General features: G+C 71.1%; 16 protein-coding genes. 4 read left to right on the top strand and 12 right to left on the bottom strand.

Annotation, left to right across the window (positions count from 1 at the left end):
- Positions 1-16: 16 nt before the first annotated feature.
- Both HUT10_RS16670 and HUT10_RS16665 read right to left on the bottom strand, forming a co-directional pair.
- Positions 17-1801, bottom strand: a complete 1785-nt coding sequence (locus HUT10_RS16670; protein ID WP_176172050.1) for a trypsin-like serine protease — start codon at positions 1799-1801, stop codon at positions 17-19.
- A gap of 1021 nt (positions 1802-2822) precedes the next feature.
- Positions 2823-3179, bottom strand: coding sequence for a VOC family protein (locus HUT10_RS16665; RefSeq protein WP_176172049.1), 357 nt, complete (start codon positions 3177-3179; stop codon positions 2823-2825).
- A gap of 123 nt (positions 3180-3302) precedes the next feature.
- Here HUT10_RS16665 and HUT10_RS16660 point away from each other — a divergent pair, with 123 nt between their 5' ends.
- Entirely contained in the window at positions 3303-5051 is a 1749-nt protein-coding gene (locus HUT10_RS16660) for a proline--tRNA ligase (protein ID WP_176172048.1), read from the top strand.
- Between the two features lies 1 nt (position 5052).
- Positions 5053-5868 carry a hypothetical protein gene (locus HUT10_RS16655; protein WP_176172047.1) on the top strand — a complete coding sequence of 272 codons (816 nt, stop codon included), beginning with the start codon at positions 5053-5055 and terminating at the stop codon, positions 5866-5868.
- On the opposite strand, the gene HUT10_RS16650 is transcribed toward HUT10_RS16655, so the two are convergent.
- Complete coding sequence (locus HUT10_RS16650; protein ID WP_176172046.1) at positions 5865-9821, bottom strand: NACHT domain-containing protein; 3957 nt, start codon at positions 9819-9821, stop codon at positions 5865-5867. The genes HUT10_RS16655 and HUT10_RS16650 overlap by 4 nt on opposite strands.
- Positions 9818-10288 carry a DUF4231 domain-containing protein gene (locus tag HUT10_RS16645; protein ID WP_176172045.1) on the bottom strand — a complete coding sequence of 157 codons (471 nt, stop codon included), beginning with the start codon at positions 10286-10288 and terminating at the stop codon, positions 9818-9820. Before HUT10_RS16645 ends, HUT10_RS16650 begins: the two co-directional genes overlap by 4 nt.
- A gap of 76 nt (positions 10289-10364) precedes the next feature.
- Here HUT10_RS16645 and HUT10_RS16640 point away from each other — a divergent pair, with 76 nt between their 5' ends.
- Positions 10365-11039 carry a hypothetical protein gene (locus tag HUT10_RS16640; protein ID WP_176172044.1) on the top strand — a complete coding sequence of 225 codons (675 nt, stop codon included), beginning with the start codon at positions 10365-10367 and terminating at the stop codon, positions 11037-11039.
- Here the strand turns inward: HUT10_RS16640 and HUT10_RS16635 are convergent.
- Entirely contained in the window at positions 11017-13143 is a 2127-nt protein-coding gene (locus tag HUT10_RS16635; protein ID WP_254896903.1) for a bifunctional lysylphosphatidylglycerol flippase/synthetase MprF, read from the bottom strand. The two genes, HUT10_RS16640 and HUT10_RS16635, sit on opposite strands and share 23 nt — an antisense overlap.
- A 109-nt stretch (positions 13144-13252) precedes the next feature.
- Positions 13253-13948, bottom strand: a complete 696-nt coding sequence (locus HUT10_RS16630; protein WP_176172043.1) for a haloacid dehalogenase-like hydrolase — start codon at positions 13946-13948, stop codon at positions 13253-13255.
- Between the two features lie 105 nt (positions 13949-14053).
- On the opposite strand from HUT10_RS16630, the gene HUT10_RS16625 reads away from it, so the two are divergent.
- A complete protein-coding gene (locus HUT10_RS16625; RefSeq protein WP_176172042.1) occupies positions 14054-15046 on the top strand; it encodes an ABC transporter permease in 993 nt (330 codons plus the stop codon).
- Here the strand turns inward: HUT10_RS16625 and HUT10_RS16620 are convergent.
- The 6 genes from HUT10_RS16620 to HUT10_RS16600 all read right to left on the bottom strand — a co-directional run bounded on the left by HUT10_RS16620 (position 14984) and on the right by HUT10_RS16600 (position 19115).
- Positions 14984-15394 carry a secondary thiamine-phosphate synthase enzyme YjbQ gene (locus HUT10_RS16620; RefSeq protein WP_014466759.1) on the bottom strand — a complete coding sequence of 137 codons (411 nt, stop codon included), beginning with the start codon at positions 15392-15394 and terminating at the stop codon, positions 14984-14986. The two genes, HUT10_RS16625 and HUT10_RS16620, sit on opposite strands and share 63 nt — an antisense overlap.
- A 37-nt stretch (positions 15395-15431) precedes the next feature.
- On the bottom strand, positions 15432-16076 hold the full coding sequence (locus tag HUT10_RS16615) for a response regulator transcription factor (RefSeq protein ID WP_176172041.1): 645 nt from the start codon (positions 16074-16076) through the stop codon (positions 15432-15434).
- A gap of 9 nt (positions 16077-16085) precedes the next feature.
- Positions 16086-16592, bottom strand: a complete 507-nt coding sequence (locus HUT10_RS51020) for a sensor histidine kinase (RefSeq protein WP_254896902.1) — start codon at positions 16590-16592, stop codon at positions 16086-16088.
- Positions 16589-17374: a sensor domain-containing protein gene (locus HUT10_RS51015; protein WP_254897473.1), complete on the bottom strand. Its 786-nt coding sequence runs from the start codon at positions 17372-17374 to the stop codon at positions 16589-16591. The genes HUT10_RS51020 and HUT10_RS51015 overlap by 4 nt, the downstream gene beginning before the upstream one ends.
- A 426-nt stretch (positions 17375-17800) precedes the next feature.
- Positions 17801-18001, bottom strand: a complete 201-nt coding sequence (locus tag HUT10_RS16605; RefSeq protein ID WP_176172040.1) for a hypothetical protein — start codon at positions 17999-18001, stop codon at positions 17801-17803.
- A 7-nt stretch (positions 18002-18008) separates the two neighbouring features.
- Positions 18009-19115 (bottom strand): acyl-CoA desaturase, encoded by a 1107-nt coding sequence (locus tag HUT10_RS16600; RefSeq protein ID WP_176172039.1) that lies wholly within the window; start codon positions 19113-19115, stop codon positions 18009-18011.
- Positions 19116-19124: the final 9 nt, after the last annotated feature.

Here is a 19124-nt window from a genome sequence, read left to right as displayed (position 1 = left end):
GCCGCCTTTCTACTCGCTACCGCGTGTAGTAGCCCTGCAGGTCGACGACCAGGTGCGTCGAGCCCGCCGAATTGCGGACGTCGAACTGCGCGCCCGCGCCGAGCCGGACCGTCGCGGCGTTGGAGGTGTTCTCGCCCGCCATGACGTTCACGGTCGAGGGGACGCCGCTGTAGGGCAGGTCGTGCGACCAGGCGGACAGGAACGACGAAACGCTCGGCTGCACCCCGGTGAGGTTGACCGCCGCGGCGGTCGCCTCGGACGGCAGGCCGGTGACCGGCACGGTGACGATCGTGCCGGGCCCGAGCGGCGGGGGCGTGCCGTCGCGGCTGTCGAGCAGGCGGGTGGGCTTGCCCAGCGCCGCGTACCGGCTGCCCGCGTCGCCGGGCACGAACGAGCCGGCCACCGACAGCAGGACGTGGCCCTGGCCGTGGTGGAGGAAGATGCGGATGGCGCCGTCGTCGCCGATCCGCACCAGCGACTGGACCGCGCGGTCCTCGTCCGGCCGGATGTTCAGCGTCGACGGGCCGGGCGTGCCCTGCGCGAAGACGCTGAAGAAGGTGTTGGAGTCGGCTTCGGTGCCGGTGAGGTTGATCGCCACGGCGACGGCGTCGGACGGGACACCCGCGATCCCGCGGACCGGCACGGTCACGATCTCACCCGCGGTCAGTTTGCCCGGGTGGCCGCCGAGCTGGCCGCGGGTGTCGAGCAGCAGGTCCGGCTTGGCCTTCGGCTGGTAGGTCGACTCGCCGGAGGCGCTGTAGTAGCCGAGGTAGTCGACGATGACGTCGATGGCGCCGGCGTTGTTGCGGACCTTGATCCGGCCGTCGGCGCCGACGGGGACGATCGCCATGCCGGCGGCGGTGCGGCCGGCGGCGAGGTTGACGTTGGACGTCGTGGGCAGGGTGTCGCCGTAGGCGGTGAGGAAGGTGCCCGAGGTGCCGCCGGTGCCGACCAGGCTGACGGCGACGGCGCTCGCGGAGGCCGGCAGGCCCGGGATGGCGACGGAAACGGATTCGCCCGCGGCGACGGGCTTCTGGTGGCCGCCGGTTTCGGTGCGGGTGTCGAGCACGCGCTGGGCGGTGGGCAGCGCGGTGTAGGCGTCGCCGCGGAGGCGGAGGCCGATCCAGCCGGCGATGTCGTCGACGCGGGTCTCGACGGTGCCCTGCCGGGTCTCGGTCGAGCCGAGGCAGCCGGCCTGCCAGGAGGAGTGGTGGAGACCGGCGAGTTCGACGACGCCGTCGCGCTCCCGCAGCAGGGGGCCGCCGGCATCGCCCTGGCAGGTGGTGGCGGCGGCCGGGTCGCCCAGGACGGCGAGGGTGGTGGCGGTGACGCTCTGCACGGAGACAGGCGCGGTGTGAAGCCGGCCGGGCACCCACTCGGTGGCGGTCCGGCCGTAGCCGGCGATGCGCAGGGCCTCGTTCTGGGCGGGGGCGGCGGTGCCGACGGCGACGGGCGTGATGTCGGTGACGGGCGTGGCCAGCTTGGCGAGGGCGACGTTGCGATCGGCCCGGAAGAGCAGATCGACGACGGTTCGTTCGGCGCGCAGGCCGACGGAAGCCTTGGTGGCGAGCTTGGGGGCGCCGGCTTGGCCGCCGTTTTCGGGGAAGCAACTGGCGGCGGTGACAACCCACTGCGGCGCAACGAGGGCACCGCTGCACCCGTGGACGCCGCCGACCTCGATCCGGGTGGCGAAGGAGTAGGCCCCCTCGGCGGCCGGGCTGCCCCCGGTGACGGCGGCGGCGGGAGAGGCGGTGGCGAGAGTGACAGCCGCGGCGAGCATGATCGCGGCTCTTTTGGGCATGGCGAAGGCACCCTTGACGGGCGGCATGGATCCCCCTGTGGACGGAAGTTCGTCGCGAACGGGAAATGTCGCGGCAGAGTGCGCCGAGGATCCCCCGTTCCTGGCTGGGCCGATGCTAGCGGGTTGTGTTGGCGGGGGCCAGTAGTCGGAAGCCGGGTTTGCGGGGATTGGCGGGTTGCGCCGGACGGCCGATCCAGCTCCACCTGGTGCAGTCGCCGGGCTTGGCGGCGGTGCGTGATGACGCAGTGGCTCGAGCGAGGGTCTGTCGGCTATCCGGTTAGTCCAGTATCAGACGGCGCTTGCGGGCTCGTCGCGCTGTAAGGCACGCTCACACGCCTCGCGGAGGGGGACCGTTGCGCGGCACCAATACGATTTCGAACTTATCACAAAAATGAATCTTCTTCGAGGTGGCGCGCATTTCGGCTCGGCATCAGTTGCAATGGATCAGCAGGCGGCGGGGATGCTGTGGCTAGTGTGACCTGGCGAACCGCTGCGTGGTCGGCTACGTCCGCCGGCTGTATGTGCCGCTAATGGGGAGGCAAGTCAACCAATGAATCGGATCTCGCAATAAAACGGCGCCCAAGCTGCTGGAACAGCTCGGGCGCCCGAATCAAATTCCCGCGGACAGGCAAGGAATAGACTCATGAATAAGTATATCAAATGCTCGCATTCGAAGCGGCGTGGATGGGGTTGCCGGTGGCGTGGGTGGACGTCGTTGGCTCTGGCTGTCATGAGTAGCCGAGGCGCCCGGCGCGACCTGGTGCGACTCATCGTCGCCATCGCGGCAACAGTTGTCATCGTCGCAGCGCTTGCCGCGGCGGTTCTGATCGTCCGACCTGAGTTGGTAATCGCGTTGGTTGGCATCGCGAGTCGGCGTTAGAGGATCGCGGGTCGGTGCGCCGAAGAGAAGGAGTGCGCCGACCCGCGGACCGACCCTCGGTTCAGTAGTGGCGCCGTAACTCCTTGATCGGGGGCTACGAACGGTAATGACTACCTCACGCAGGGGCTTTGGTCGGCTACCTCAGTGCACCGCCGCCGATACGCAGAACTCGTTGCCCTCCGGGTCCTGCAGCACCGTCCACGCCAGGCCCGGCACCTCGTGCTCCGCCACCTCCTTCGCGCCCAACCCCACCAGCCGTTTCACCTCGGCCTCGCGGTTCTCCGCTCCGAAGTCGATGTGGGCTCGGTTCTTGCCCTCTCTCGGCTCCGGTACCCGCTGCAGGGCCAGCGGCAGCCCGCCCTCCGCTGCCGGGGCGAGGATCAGGAACTCGCCCTCGTAGTCCTGGGCCACCGTTGTGCCCAGCGCCGCCGTCCAGAACTGCGCCAGCTGCCTCGGCTCCGCGCAGTCGATCGTGATCATGCCCATGTGGATCGCCATGCCCCGAAGCTAGCGGGCACCACCGACAAAAACCGGCCGCCGAGTAACCCGTTGGAGTCACGGCCGGGGTATTGACTACCCTGAGCGGGACTTTCACACCCGCCCGGCGCAGGGAGCCCCGCAGTGATCACCAGGACTTCGTCGTTGTTCCTTCGCACGTTGCGCGAGGATCCGGCGGACGCCGAGGTACCGAGCCACCGGCTCCTGGTACGTGCCGGCTATGTCCGCCGGGTCGCTCCGGGCGGGTACTCGTGGCTGCCCCTCGGCCTGCGCGTGCTGCGCCGCATCGAGGCCGTCGTGCGCGAAGAGATGAACGCCATCGGCGCGCAGGAGATCCAGTTCCCCGCGCTGCTGCCGAAGGAGCCCTACGAGGCCACCGGCCGCTGGACCGAGTACGGCGACGGCCTCTTCCGCCTCAAGGACCGCAAGGGCGCCGACTACCTCCTCGGCCCGACGCACGAGGAGCTCTTCGCCCTCACCGTCAAGGGCGAGTACAGCTCGTACCGCGACTACCCGGTCACGCTGTACCAGATCCAGACCAAGTACCGCGACGAAGCCCGCCCCCGGGCCGGCATCCTGCGCGGCCGCGAGTTCGTCATGAAGGACTCCTACTCCTTCGACCTCGACGACGACGGCCTCGCCCGCTCCTACCAGGCCCACCGCGACGCCTACGTGAAGCTGTTCGACCGGCTCGGCCTCGAGTACGTCGTCGTGAAGGCGACGTCGGGTGCCATGGGCGGCTCGGCGTCGGAGGAGTTCCTCGCCGTCGCCGAGACGGGTGAGGACACCTACGTCCGCAGCACCGAGTCCGGCTACGCCGCGAACGTCGAAGCCGTCGTCACGCCCGCGCCCGCCGCGCAGCCCGTCGAGGGCCGTCCCGAGGCGCAGGTGCACCACACGCCGAACACGCCGACCATCGACTCGCTCGTCGACTTCCTCAACAAGGCCGGGCTGGGCCGCACGTTCACCGCCGCGGACACGCTGAAGAACGTCATGCTCAAGACGCGGCAGCCGGGCTCGGACGAGTGGACGCTCGTCTGCGTCGCCGTCCCGGGCGACCGCGAAGTGGACATGAAGCGCCTCGAAGCGTCGCTGGAGCCGGCCGAGGTCGCGCTGCTCGACGAGGCCGACTTCGCGAAGAACCCGTTCCTCGTCAAGGGCTACATCGGCCCGAAGGCGCTGCAGGACAACGGCGTGCGCTACCTCGCCGACCCGCGGATCGTCCCCGGCACCGCCTGGGTCACCGGGGCCGACAAGGTCGACCACCACGTCGTCGACCTGCTGGCCGGCCGCGACTTCACCCCGGACGGCACCATCGAGGCCGCCGAGGTCCGCGAGGGCGACGCGTCGCCGGACGGGCACGGCACCCTGGTCGCCGCGCGCGGCATCGAGATCGGCCACATCTTCCAGCTCGGCCGCAAGTACACCGACGCCTTCGAGGTCGACGCGCTCGGCCCCGACTCCAAGCCGATCCGGATCACCATGGGTTCGTACGGCGTTGGCGTCTCGCGGCTGGTCGGCGTGCTCGCCGAGCAGAACCACGACGACCTCGGCCTGATCTGGCCGCGCGTGGTGTCGCCGTTCGACGTGCACATCGTCATCGCGGGCAAGGACGAGACCGTCGCGGCCGGCGCCGAGAAGATCGCCGCCGACCTGGACGCGGCGGGCATCGAGGTCATCCTCGACGACCGCAAGGCGACCCCGGGTGTCAAGTTCGCCGACGCCGAGCTGATCGGCGTGCCGACCATCCTGGTCGTCGGGCGCGGCCTGGCCAACGGCGTCGTCGAGGTCAAGGACCGGCGGTCGGGCGAGCGCGAGGAGATCGCGGTCGACGCCGTCGTCGAGCACCTGGTCAAGCTCGTCCGGAGCTGACGTGAACCGGCGTTCCGAAGATGCGACGCCGGGCTACGAGGACAACGCGGCGCTTCGCGGGTTCGGCGGTTACGAACCCGCGGACGCGCCGCGCGCGCAGCCGAAGCGGATCCGGCCGAAGGCGAAGCCGCTGAAGTGGCGGCGCGCGCCGTGGTTCGGACTGGTGTTCATCGCCCTGGTCGCGGGCGTGCTGAACGCGTTCGGCATCGGCAAGCCGCGTCCGGCGTCGTCCTCGCCGCCGCCATCGCCGCTGGTGGTGACACCTTCGCCGCGCGCGACGGTCCCGCCGGCGGTCACGGGCTGGCGGTCCGTGGCCGGCGGTGACGGCGCTTACGCCTACGACGTCCCGCCGAACTGGGAGCCGGCCCCGGGCACCCAGCACGGCTGGGACGGGATCCGGCTGATCACGAGCGCGTTCCTGGGCAAGTGCGACGGCGGAGCGGGCATCACCACGGAGCCACTGGCCGACCTCGAGGCAGCGGCCCGCAAGGCAGCGACGGACCTGGCTTCCGGGGCGTACGGCGCGGCGCCCGAAATCGGGCCGGGGTCGGACGCGCAGGTCGCCCGGGCCGACGGCACCGCGGTGCCCGCGCGGGTGGTGGTCGCTTCGGTGACGCCGGTGCCGACGGGGGAGTGCGCGGTCCGGCAGGCGCAGCTGGCGGTGCTGGCGTTCGGCGGGGATTCGGGGACGTCCGGTGTGGTGGTGGCCTACGGGACGTCGGCGCGGGACGAGCTGGAGCGGATCGTGCGGAGCTACCGGTTCGTGCCGGCGGCGGACCGCGGTGTGACGACCCCGCCGCCGACAACAGTCCGTTAGAGCGGGCGGCTTTCGTACGCCTCGAGGTCGCCGACGATCCACCCGTGCGTGAATTCTTCTTCGGCGGGGGACGCGCCGACGACCGAGCGGACGAAGAAGTCTTCCTGGGTGACGTCGAGGTCGTCGTCGAGCATGGCGATGGAGTCGGGCCAGGCGTCGGGAACGTGCTCGGTGAGGATCTGCAGCGGGGCGTTGCGGAGATCGGCGTCGACGCTGGAGCCGGCGAGTTCGAGGTCGATTTCGCGGGGGAGCTTTTCGACGACGTCGAGGGCGTCGTCGTCGAGGGCGATGCAGTTGGTGAGATCGACGTGCTCGAGGGCCTTGAGCGGGTTCAGTTCGCCGATGTCGGTGAGGGAAAGGCAGCTGCCCAGGGCGACGCTACGCAGGCCGGTCATAGCTGCGATGCCGTGGAGGCTTTCGAGTTCGGAGTCCGGGGCGTCGAGGACTTCGAGGTGGGTGCAGCCGGCGAACGTACTGAGGTCGCTCAAGGGCCATTCGGGGATGCGCAGTGAACGTAGCCGGGGTAGGGAGATCTCCGCGGTCTGCGGGTTGAGAAGCCGGAAGTTCTCGATTTCGAGGCTGTCGAGCTTCCTCAAGGAGTTGATGCGGTCGATGTTGTCGAGAACCGCGGTGTTGCCACTGATCCGCAGATCGATCAGGTTCGGCATGGCGGAGAATGTCCCGATATCGAGCTCGACGGGGTCATTTGTCACGGCAATGAGATGCAGTTCGATCGACGATATGGTGTTGTCTGCCGGTATGTGTGCCGCCAGGTCGACTCTGCCGATGGCGAATACTTCGGTGGCCGAGATGCTCCGCAGGCCAGGGATCTTGGGTATTTCGACAAAGTTTTCGACTGGTATGGGAGAATCGACGGTGACGTACGCGAGTCGAGCGCCGGTCAAGAAATCCAGGCCCATCCACATACCGAAGATGTGGGCGTGGACTAGGTAGTCCCTGCCGAGCAGCCCGGTGAAGGGAATGCGGGAGACATCCCGCAATTCGACCACGGTCGGTGCGTGGAGTTCGGTCAGCACGTGTTCGGCGTACTCCGCGGGCGGGAAGAACGACCAGGCCTCGACCAGGCTCTGCGCGAGTGACCGCCGCAGCGGTACCGGAAGGTCGATCAGGACCTTGAGCGCTCTCGGCGAGCCGATCCGGCCGAGCGCCTCCACACAGCGTTCCGACGCGTAGGCCTCGGTGCTGGTCAGGAACCGCTCGATCAGACCCACGCTGGTGTCCCCGCCGGCGACGAGCCGCAACATCGCGTCGCTGTTGAGCGGCGGGACCAGCGACTCCAAGTACGACTCCAGCCTGCGGGTCACGCTCTCGTCCACCAGCAAGCACGCGTCGACGCAGGTCATCACCAGGCTGTACAAGTGTTCCCGGTCGCCGCGGGTGGCGCTTTCCGCCTTCGACAGCAGGTTTCCCAGCAAGCTCGTGGCTTCGGCGGGCCGCGCCATGCCGACCGCCAGCGCGATCACTCCCGCGAACGACGGGTCGCCCGCCCAGTACAGCAACGCGCCGAAGTCGCCCTGGCCGCTCATCCAGCGGGCCGCCAGGAACTCCAGGAACGTCCGGTGGACGAAGTCGACGACGCCCGGCGCCGGCTCGCGAAGAATTGATCGCTCGATCAGGTCGTGCAGGGCCTCCTCCGCGGTGATCGTGTCCTGGCGCAGCAACCGCAACGTCTGCCCGACGTGGCTGAGGGCCTTGTCCTTCGCGATCTCCGACTGGTCGTTGCGGATCAGCCACTGGGCCAGGTCCTGCAGCAGCGCCAGTCGTTCCTCCGGCCCCAGCGGGGAAATCGCGAGGTTGCGTTCCGTGTCCCGCCGCCCGGCCAGCATGACGAGCGTTGTCTCGTACAGGTCGAGACGGCGGCGGGGCAGGCTGCCGACCCCTTTGTGCGCGTACGCCAGTGCGCACAGCACCGCGCAGAGCAGGGGTGTGCGGGCCAGGTCGAGCAGCGCCGGGTTTTGCAGGATGTGCTCGGTGACGAGCTTTCCCTTGGCGCGGTGGCTTTCCTGGTGCTCCTTCGGCAGGGTGGCGCTCGTCGAGACGTGCCAGTGCCGCACCAGGGCCGTGATCTGGTCCGGTCCCATCGGTTCGAGCTGCGCCATGCGGTACTGCCCGAGCTTGAAACCCGGGTGGCGCAGCGCCGCCGGCCGTCCGCTGAGGATGAAGACGTTCTCGGGGAAGGTGCCCCGCAGTTCGTCGAGCCAGCGCTGCGCCGCGGGGCGGCGGGAGACCGGGAGCTCGTCCAAGCCGTCGATCAGCACGATGGCCCGGCCTTCGGCGAGCAGATCGCTGCACCAGCGGGGCGGCTTCCGGGCGTTGAGGCTCGCCGCCACCTCGTCGGTGAGCGCTTCGACCTCCGGAAGCGGCTGTTCCACGTAGCGGCGGAGCCGGACGGCCAGGGGGACCTTGCCCCTCCAGTGCGCGAGTCTCGGCGGCAGCCGATCCCGAGCAGCGGCCACGGCGATCCACTGCAGCAGCGTCGTCTTGCCCGAGCCCGCCTCGCCGATGAGGACCTGGTGCGTGGCGGCGGCCAGGACGTTCACCACGTCGTTGCGGCGGCCACCCGACCAGGTGTGGTCGTCGTCCCACTGGCCGCTCGCGGCCGACAGGGCCACGAATGCCGGGGTCAGTGCGTACCGCTCCACCGAGCGGGCGAGGTCGATGCCGAGGATTTCGAGGTGGTCGAGGCGGTTGCTGACCGCTCGCAGGTATTCCGTCGTGTACGCGGCGGCCGAGAGCTGGTCGTCGGCTGCCTCGTTGCGGGCTCGCTGCCGGCGGGGGACGCTGCTGAGCGCCGTCTCCAGGGCCTGCGGGAGGTCCGTCTCCCGCTCGATCGCGCCGGGCAGGGCGTCACGGTGCAGGTCCGGGACGCCCAGGTACGCCCCGACCAGGAACGCCGTGACGTCGGACAGGAAATAGCCCTCGACCGGGGACTTCGCTTCACCGAGGAGCGGCCGGAGGACCGCCGTCTCGGCCGGGTGGGTGTGGTCCACCAGCTGGAGGTGGGACGTCACCTGCCGGAAGAGTCCGGCGTCCTTGATGCCGTAGGTGTCGGCGGCTCGTTCCAGGTGCTCCAGCAGCACCTCCTCGAGGTCCTCCAGCAGCCGGTCCGCCTTCCGCTTCTCCCTCCGATCCCGGCCCAGCGCAGGGATTTCCTCACGTGACTCCCACCGGTGGAGCCTGAGCAACGCCGACAGCAGAGCGCCGGCGACGTCCTCCAGGGAGTACGCCGTCCGGTCGGCCGCGTCGAGCAGCGCGAACGCGAACTCGGCCGCGTGGCTCGCCGCGATGTCCTGCCAGCCGGCCTGGTCCGCGTCCGCCTTGCCCGACAGCAGGTCGCTGATCCCGCGGATCACGCCGACCGAGACGCCCGACCGGGCCGAAGCCGCCTTGACGAACCCCAGTCCTTCCTGTTCCGTCGCCACCACCTGGCTGTAGTGGCGCCGGATCACCTCCGCGGTGGGGGCCTCGGCGTCCGCCACCACCTTGCCGCCCGCGGCGATCGGCTCGACGACCACCGCGAACCCGGCGGTCAGCTCGTGGCGCAGGTACCGGGCGGCCTGCACGAGGTCGTAGGACGCGGTGCCGACCTGGCCGCGCGGCAGGAAGACGTCGGTGCCCTCCTTGCCGTACTCGTAGCCGTGGACCTCGGTGGCGAACACGACGTCGCCGAGCGCCACGTCCTTGACGCCGCCCGCGACGCCGACGAAGAGCGCGACGTCGGGCGCAAAGTGCTGGAGCGCGCGTTCGGTCGAATAGCTCGCTTCTTCGTTGCCGCGGCCGATCTCCGCGACCGCCACCTGCCAGGTGCCCGATGTGCCGACGAGGTACCGGCTGCCCTGGGCGTGGGTCTGCCAGACCGCACCGGACAGCCGGGCGGCGACCGCCGTGAACTCGACCGGCAGGGCGGTGAGCACGACCGCCGTCCGGGTCATTCCTTCGGGTCCGCGCCGGATGGTGCGCGCAGGCGGTCCCAGTTCCTGCTGTCGCGCTCGATGGCCCGGTTCAGCTCGCCGTAGATGCGCTCGACGTCCTGCTTGCGTTCTTCCGGCGAACGGTCCTTGCTCATGCAGTAGCGCAGATCCCGCGAAATGTTCTCGAGATCGCGGACGGTCTGCGTCCGGAGGATCCACAGCTCGCGGTGGGAGAAGAACGCGTCCGCCGCCGCGAGCACGGTGATCAGCGCACCCAGCCCGAGAGCGATGTTCGCGAACAGATCCGTGTAGCCGTCGAAGTTCCGCAGGCCGAGCAGGACGCTGATCGTCGCGGACAACAACACCGTCGACAGCCGCAGTGCGAACGCCTTCCGCTTGTCACGCTTGCGGCGCTTCGTGTACCGGTGCAGCTGCTGGTCGAGTTCGGTGCGCAGAAAGGCAAGCTCGCCGGAGGGCTCGTCGGACACGACGACGAATGTAGCACCGGCGCCGCGGGCGTTTTGCCGCTTCCGCCGGGCGCCCGGATTCGGCAGGCTGCGGTACATGAACGGGGATGAGGAACGACGGCTCGGCCGCGTGCGAACCGTCGCGTTCGGGGTGCTCGGCGTCGCGGGGTTCGTGCTGCTCTTCGGGCCGTTGCTGGCCAAGGCCGGGAGCTGGCTCGTGCAACCGCGTGATCCGGACTGGTGGGGCGCCTCGGGCCAGTGGGTCGGGGGCATCGGCACGATCGCGGCCGTGGTGGTGGCGCTGTGGATCGCCATCCGCGACGGCAGGCTCGCCCGCGAGGACCGGCGCGAGCGGGACCTGCGGGAACGGCAGGAACAGGCCGCGAAGGTCACCGCGTGGATCGAATACGCGGGCGAGCGCGGCTACATCATCGTGTCCAACGCGAACGCCGAGGCGGTCAACCACGTCGTCGTCTCGTTCGACCTCGTGCACAACCTGCCGATGACCGGCTCCACGCTGCACCGCGGGCCGGACATCGAAGACGACGAGTACCTCTACGCGATCCTGCCGCCCGGGAAGTGGCGGATGCCGATCCGCGAGGAGTGGCGGCGGCCGGGGATGACGCCCGGGGTGATGCTCGCCTTCACCGACTCGCGGAACGGCCACTGGCTCCGCCTGACCGACGGACGGCTGATCCCGAAGGAGCAGAACGTCGTCAGTAGGCGGAAGATCCGGTTCCCGCAGCGGATCAGCGTGCCCGAGAGCTACTGACCAGCTTCGCCAGCTGCCGCAGGCGGACGTCCGGCAGGTACGCCCGGCTCAGGGCCAGCCCGATGCGCGGGAGGTCGGCCTCGTCGCGGAAAGCCAGGTACAGCGGCACGTGACGCGGCTGGAACTTCGCCTTGAACGCGTGCAGGGAACGGAATCCGTAGTACGGCTCCATCACGCGGCCCAGCGACTCCAGTGCCCGGTCCACCGGGCGGGCCGGGGACCCGTCGCCGCTGCGGGCCAGCGGTGCGCCCGACAGCGAGACGAATCGCGCGCCCTCCTCGCGGAAGGCCAGGCACGCCGAGGCGATCAGGAACTCCATCACCGGGCGGAAGCCGTGGGCGCTGCGGCGCATCACGTCGAGCGTCCAGCCGCCGACCTTGCCCGCGCCCGTGTGGACCGGCAGCCACGACGTCACGCCGTGCACCGTGCCCTCCGCGTCGACCGCCAGGCCGACCCGGGTCGCCGGGTCCATCGCCTCGTCGAGGCCGCCGAGGGTGAACCCCATCTCCGGCATCGCCTTGCCGGACATCCACTCCTCCGACAGCGCCCGGACCTGGGCCAGGATCGGCTCGGGCTGGTCGGCCAGCCGCACCAGCCGGAACTCGATGTCCTGCTTGGCCGCCTTGTTCAACGCCGAGCGGACGTCCTGCCACGCCTTGCCGCGGAACTCCAGGCCGTCGAGGTCGAGCACGTTGTCCTCGGCCACCTGGACGTGCTGCCAGCCCAGCTCGCGCGTCGTCGCGACGGTGGCTTCGGTCGCCGAGAACACGCACGGCACCAGGCCGGAGTTCTCGCACATGGCGGCGAACTCGGTGACCGTCGCGGCCGCGGTGCCGTCCGGGGCGATCGGGTCGCCGAGCGCCACCGCGACGCCCGCGTGGCGGCGGTAGGCGAGGTAGGACCGGCCGTCCTCGCGGACGAAGTAGGTGTTGCGCGGCCAGGTCGTCATCCACGACAGCGTGCTGCCGCCGTGGCGGCCCAGCAGGGTGCGGGCCAGCGCCGGCCCCGGACCCTGCGCGTGGCGCCGCAGCCGGCGTCGCGAAGGCACCCGGAAGGCGTGGCGCGCGGCGATCAGCACCGCCAGCTCGACCGTCCACAGGAGATTGTCCACGAAGAACAACGGCAGGCCCGCGGTGTCGTAGTCCCCGCCGAAGAGGTCGGCCACGCCCAGCAGCGTCGCGACGGCGAGGCCCTGCAGCGTCACGAACGCCGAGAGCACCACGGCCCAGCGCCACGCGACGCGGCTGCCCTTGCGCAGCCCGTTGAGCATCGGGACCACCAGCAGCACCAGCACGGCGAGCTCCGGCGCCGACAGCGAAACGCCGTCGTCGGAACCGAACGGGCCGTCTCCGGGCACCAGGAACATCACGATCTCGGCGATGGTGAGCAGCAGCAGGCCGGCCACCGCCAGCACCCGCCACTCCCGCAGGTCGGGGCCCGCCTGCGCCCCGGTTCGGCGCGTGCCGACCAGGCGCTTGCCGAGCGGAAGGGCCAGCAGCAGCGCGAAGAAGTGCACCAGGTCGGCGAGCGTGCCGACGTAGACGATGGCGACCCCGGCGTACACGCACAGCCCGGCCCGCAGCCGCAGCGCCCACGGCGGCCGCAGCGTCGCGCTGGCGATCGCCACCGCGGCGAGCGCGCCACCGGAGAAGCCGACGTCCAGGCTGCCCGCGACCCGCTCGGCCCACAGCCAGCCGGAGTTGCGGGACAGCGCGAGGAACTGGGTCGCGGCGAGCACCGCGACGAACTGGCCGCCGATGGTCACGGCCATCGCGCGCCGCGTCCCCAGCTTCCACTCGGCGAAGCCGGCGAAGAGCGCGAAGCTGCCGACCATCGGCAGGTAGTACCACGGGATGACGGCGAAGAACGGCCCGGTGAGCATCGTCCACCACCGGCCCGCCTCCAGCGACGGCAGCCCGTAGGCGACGAACGGGTACGCCGCACGGTCTTCGGCGGCGTTCCACAGCGCGCCGGTCGCGACGGCCAGCACCAGCATCGCGAGCGTGACGCCGCTGGTGAACGGCAGCCGCTGTCTCAACACCGCAACCGTGCTCCGGATGCGGCCCCCTCCGGCGGTCCCGGCCGCCGCCCCTGCGTCAGTCATGGGGAAGAGTCTGTCGAGTTCCCGCAGCAGCGGACATCGGGCAAGGGAACGAGATTTCCCCTAGGGGTGTCGTCCTTTCGGCTGAGGGTTTCCCCCTCCGAAGGTTGACTCAGCCGAAGACCGCGCGCCGGACCGCGTCGGTGTCGGTGAGGTCGGGCAGCACCGTGTCCGCGCCCTCGGCCAGCAGTTCTTCGGCCGAGTAGTGCCCCGTGGCGACGGCGACCGAGACTGCGCCGTTGGCCACCGCGGCCCGGACGTCGTTCGGCGTGTCGCCGATGACGACCACCGCGTCCGCGCCGAACTCGGTGCCGTGCTTGGCCGCGGCGAGCCCGACCGCGTGCGGGACCAGGTCCGGGCGGTGCACCGAGAGCGTGCCGTAGCCGCCGATCTCCAGGTCCAGGTGCTCGTCCAGGCCGAACGGGGCGAGCTTGTGGCGGGAGATCTCCGGCAGGTTGCCGGTGACGAGCGTCTGCACGACGTCGCCCTCGGCGGCGAACGCGGCCAGCGCCTCGGCCGCGCCCGGCAGCGCGCGGGCGGTCTCCGCGAACGTGTGCCGGTGGCGCTCGGACTCCGCCACCAGAGCCTTGAACAGCGCCTGGATCGTCTCCTCGGCGGCTTCGAAGCCGTTCGCGGTGAGCAGGTCGGTAGTCGTCGCCCGTTCGGTGCGGCCGCCGAACACCGGGTGCACGCGCAGCTCCGTCCCGGTCGCGGCGGTGAACGCCGTCCCGTACCAGGCCGCGCCCAGTTCGGAGAAGTCCACGAGCGTGTGGTCGATGTCCCAGAGCACCAGCCGCTTCTTCGTCACGAGTCCGAGGCTACCGGGGACGCTATTCAACACGCGTTGACTTTCTGGCGGCCGGGTCGTACCTTGAGGCGTAATTCAACGAGTGACGAATAAGTGGAGGCAGTGATGACCCGTCCCGCAGGGGCGCTCGCCCTGGTCGCCGCCCTGGCCGGCGCCCTGGTGGCGGTGGTGCTCGGATTCCTCACCTTCGGTGCGCAGGCCACCGTCGCGCCCGACGGCGTCCCGGTGGCCGTCGCCGCCCCGCCGGAGATCGCGCAGCGCATCGCCGCGCACGGCGGCGGCCAGCTCGCCTGGACCGTCGCGCCGCCGGCCGAAGCGCGGCAGCTGCTGGAGGACAAGAAGGTCTACGGCGTGCTCGAACTCGGGCCGGGACCGTCCGCCACCGTCGTGACGTCGGGCGCGGTCAACCCGGCGGGCACCCAGGTCGCGCAGCAGGCGCTGACCGGCGCCGCGACCGCGCTGGCCGGCCCGCCCGAGCAGGAGGTCCTGCACCCGGTGAGCCTCGCGGGCCGGGTCGCGCCCCTGGCCGCGAGCGCACTGGCGTGGATCGGCGCGCTCGTCGCCGGGCTCGGGCTGATCCAGCTCGCGAAGCGGTCCGGCCGCACGGTCGGGGCGGCCGCCCGGTTCCTGCAGGTCGCCGGGGCCGGTGTGCTGATCACGGGGGTGGTGGCCGGCTTCTTCGCGCTGTGGGACTCGACGCTGCCGCTGACCGCGGACGTCCTCGGCTTCGTCTTCCTCGCCGCCACGGCGTTCGCGGCGCTGCAGGCCGGCTTGCTGCGCCTGCTGGGCCTGCGCGCGATGGCCGTGCTGGCCCCGCTGTACCTGGTCGCGCCCGCGGTGGCCGGGCAGGTGCCGGAGCTGCTGAACCCGGCCTACCGCGCGCTGCTGTGGTCGTGGACGCCGTTCCGGTTCTCCACCGAAGGCCTGCGCAGCCTGCTGCAGGGCGTGCCGGACGCGCCCGACGTGACGACCGCGCTGTGGGTGCTCGGCGCGCTGCTGGCCGCGGGCCTGGCGGTGGCGCTCTGGCCGGCCCGGTCAGCCCGCCAGGAGGCTGAACCGCACCTTGCGGACGGGGTTGTCGAGGTTGGTGTCCACTAGGCAGATCGACTGCCAGGTGCCCAGCGCCAGGACGCCGCCGAGCACCGGCACCGTCGCGTACGGCGGCACCAGCGCCGGGAGCACGTGGTCACGGCCGTGACCCGGGCTCCCGTGCCGGTGCCGCCAGCGGCCGTCGCGGGGGAGCAGCTCGTCGAGCGCGGTCAGCAGGTCTTCGTCGCTGCCGGCGCCGGTCTCCAGGATGGCCAGCCCGGCGGTGGCGTGCGGGACCCAGACGTGCAGCAGCCCGTCGGTCGCGTCGGCGTCGCGCAGGAAGGCCTCGGCTTCGTGGGTGAGGTCGTGGACGACGGCTTCGGAGCCGGTGCGGACCTCGATCTCGGTGGAGTACATGGGCCCAGCCTAGGGAGCCGCGGGCTCCTCCGCGGGTTCAGGATTCGAGGTAGCGCAGCACGGCGAGCACCCGGCGGTTGTCACCCTCGGAGGTTGGCAGGCCGAGCTTGCCGAAGATCGACGTCACGTACTTCTCCACCGAGCCCGGTGACAGGAACAGCCCGGTCGCGATCGCGGAGTTCGACCGGCCTTCCGCCATCAGGCCCAGCACTTCGCGCTCCCGCGGGGTGAGCCCGCCGAGCGCGTCCGTCCGGCGCGTCGCCGAGAACAGCTGGCTGACGACCTCGGGGTCCAGGACGGTTTCGCCGTCCGCGACCCGGCGCAGGGCGTCGAGGAAGTCGGAGACCTCGGCGACGCGGTCCTTGAGCAGGTAACCGACGCCGCCCGCGCGGTCGGCCAGCAGCTGGGCCGCGTACTTCGTCTCGACGTACTGGGAGAACAGCAGGATCGCGCAGCCGGGGAGCTCGCGGCGCAGCGCGATCGCCGCCCGCAGGCCCTCGTCGGTGTGCGTCGGCGGCATCCGGATGTCCACTATGGACACGTCGGGGGTGTGGTCGCCGACCGCTTCGCGCAGGGTGCCGGCGTCCTTCACCGCGGCGACGACCTCGTGGCCGCGGAAGGTCAGCAGCTCGACGAGACCCTGGCGCAGGATGGTGGAGTCCTCCGCGATGACGATCCGCATGCCGCGACCCTAGCGGGGCAACGGCACCCGCGCGGAGACTTCGGTCGGACCACCCGGCGGGCTGGAGACGGTGAGCTCGCCGTCGACCGTCCGCAGCCGCTCGGCGACGCCGGCCAGGCCGCCGCCCGGCACCGTCCGCGCGCCGCCGGGGCCGCTGTCGCGCACCCGCAGCTGCAGGACGTCCTGCTCTTCGGTGACTTCGACCAGGGTGGTCCCGCCGTGTTTCGCGGCGTTCGTGAGCAGTTCGGCGGCGCTGAAGTAGACGATCGTCTCCAGCGACGGCGGCGGGCGGCGCGGCAGGTCGACCGCGACCCGCGCGTCGATCCCGGAGGTCGCGACGAGCGTGGCGAGGGCGACGTCGAGGCCGGCGTCGAGGGCGGGCGGGTGGATGCCGCGGGCGAGGTCGCGCAGCTCGGTCAGCGCCTGCTTGGCGTTGGCGTGCGCCGCGGTGACCAGCTGCTGCACCTGGGGGAGGTCGGCGTGCTCCAGTTCGTCCTTCGCCAGCCCGAGCTTCATCGCGAGGGCGACGAGCTGGGCCTGCGCACCGTCGTGGAGGTCGCGTTCGATGCGCCGCAGCCGCAGGTCGGCGTCCTCGACCGCGGTGGCCCGGCTGGCTTCGAGGTCGCGGACGCGTGCGGACAGCTCCCGCGTGCCGAGCAGGCCGACGACCAGCAGCCGGTCGAGCGAGACGAAGGCGTGCGTGACCCACGGGAGGGCGACGAGCACCAGGAGGCCGGACGCGGACCAGGCGAGCGCGCCGGGCCAGTGGTCGGCGCGGATGCCGAAGGAAGGCAGGTCGTGTTCGCCGAGCGGGAACCAGAAGAGGGAGAAGGTGGTGGCGGCGAGACCGTAGACGGTCGCGCTCGTGACGGTGAACAGGCCGACGAAGGCGAGGGGAGGCGCAGGAGGAGGTAACCGGCGGCGCGCCAGCCGGCCGCATCGCCGACGCGCGCCTTCACCCAGCTCCACAGCCCGGGCTTGAGTTCGGGCCGCCCGGGAGCGGGCACGCTGACGCCGAGAAGGGCTCTCGCGAGCCGGCGGTGGGCGGCGCCGAGCCCGCGGGCGTAGAAGACGGCGCCGGCGAGGACGAGGAACCCGAGCAGGACGGGGGTGAGCCAGAGGCCGAGCGCGAGGACGGCGAGGAAGGTGAAGAGCGAGAACGCGGTGAGCGGGCCGGCGAGGCAGAGCCAGAGGTATTCGGCGCAGAAGTCCCGCGCGGAGACGGGGCCCAGGAGGCGGCGGAGCGGGTGGGGGCTGGTCACGGATTCAGTTTCGCGTGGGGCGGGTGGCGGGCCCATCCGGTTTTCCCCCGAGTCGGGGCCGGGGAGGCCGGGGCGTGAGGCCGCCGGGTGGCCGCGCACCGGCCGGATCGGCTGGTGGTCGGGGACGGCGAACCCGATGGTGGTGATCAGCGGCATCCCTAGCCTGGCTCGCAGCCAGCAGCCTGGCTTGCTTGCTTGCAGCCCGAGCCTGGCGCGCTCGCAGCCCGAGCGTGGCCCGCCCGCCCGGCCCGCTCGTCGCCCGCTCAAGGTCGGCGATGCCCCGAACCTCGCCTCATCCGGCTGCGCACGCGGGGATCGCGCCGGTCGTCGGCAGCTCCGGCCCGCGGGGGCGCCCCCCGTCTTCCACGCTACCGGCGGGCACCGACAGTCCCGGCACCCGCGCCGCCCCCGTGGAACGGGTCATCCACAACCCGGAAAGCCTGTGGATGACCCGTTCAGAGCTCAGAGGGCGTCCGGGTCGTCCTCGCGGGCGCGCTGGGCCGCTTCCCGCATCTCGATCACGTCCGTGAGCCACTCGCCCGTCTCCCGGGCGACGTCGCGGATCGCTCCCGTGATGATCGACGCTATGTTGCCGACGTGCGTCGCCGCTGATTCGGTGATCACCTGCAGGGTGTCCTTCTCTCGCTCGAACTGGCCCACCATGTCACCCTCACGCTGCTCGGAGCTGCCGGTCGGGTTCCACGGTAGCCGGGGACTGCGGGGCGGGCAGGGCCAGCTTCACGATCTTCTTCGCCACCGACCAGAGCTGCTTCCGCAGCGGGCCCGTGTGGTACAGCAGTCCGTACTTCTCGCAGATCTCCCGCACCTCGCCGGCGATCTGCGGGTAGCGGCGCGCCGGGATGTCCGGGAACAGGTGGTGCTCGATCTGGTGGGACAGGTTGCCGCTCAGGATGTGGAACAGCGGGCCGCCCGTGATGTTCGCCGAACCCAGGATCTGGCGCAGGTACCACTGGCCGCGCGACTCGGACGCGGTCTCCTCCTCCGTGAAGCTCTCCACGTCCGCCGGGAAGTGGCCGCAGAAGATGATCGCGAACGCCCACAGGTTGCGGGTCAGGTTCGCCGTCGCGTTGCCGAGGAACGTCAGCGGGGCCAGCGGGCCGGTCAGCAGCGGGAACAGCACGTAGTCCTTGCCGATCTGCCGCGACGCCTTCCGCGCGATCCGCCGCAGCACCGGCACGTTGTCCGCCCAGCTCCGCGTGCCCTTGACGACGTTCTCGACCTCGAGGTCGTGCAGCATCACGCCCCACTGGAAGAAGATCGCCAGCAGCGTCGCGTACACCGGGTTGCCCAGGTAGTACGGGTGCCACTTCTGGGCGGTGTCCATCCGCAGGATGCCGTAGCCGACGTCGCGGTCCTTGTCGACGATGTTCGTGTACGTGTGGTGGATGTAGTTGTGGGAGTGCCGCCAGTTCTCCGCCGGCGCCACCGTGTCCCACTCGAACCGCTGCGAGCTCAGCGCCGGGTCGCGCGTCCAGTCGTACTGGCCGTGCATGACGTTGTGGCCGATCTCCATGTTGTCCAGGATCTTGGCCAGCGACAGCGCGCCGACGCCGGCCAGCCACGCCGGCGGGAAGAAGCCGGCGAACAGCAGCGCCCGCCCGGCGACCTCCAGGCCGCGCTGGGTCTTGATGATGGTGTGGATGTAGTCGACGTCTTCCTGGCCGAGGTCGTCGACGATCCGCTGCCGCAGCGCGTCGAGCTCGCGGCCGAACTCCTCGACCTGTTCCGGGGTCAGGCGGTCCTGCAGACCGGTCATGGCAGTTCT

It is taken from the genome of Amycolatopsis sp. Hca4, assembly GCF_013364075.1.
GTDB lineage: Bacteria > Actinomycetota > Actinomycetes > Mycobacteriales > Pseudonocardiaceae > Amycolatopsis.
Note: the sequence above shows the minus strand (reverse complement) of the source record. Positions and strands in the feature narration are given on the sequence as shown.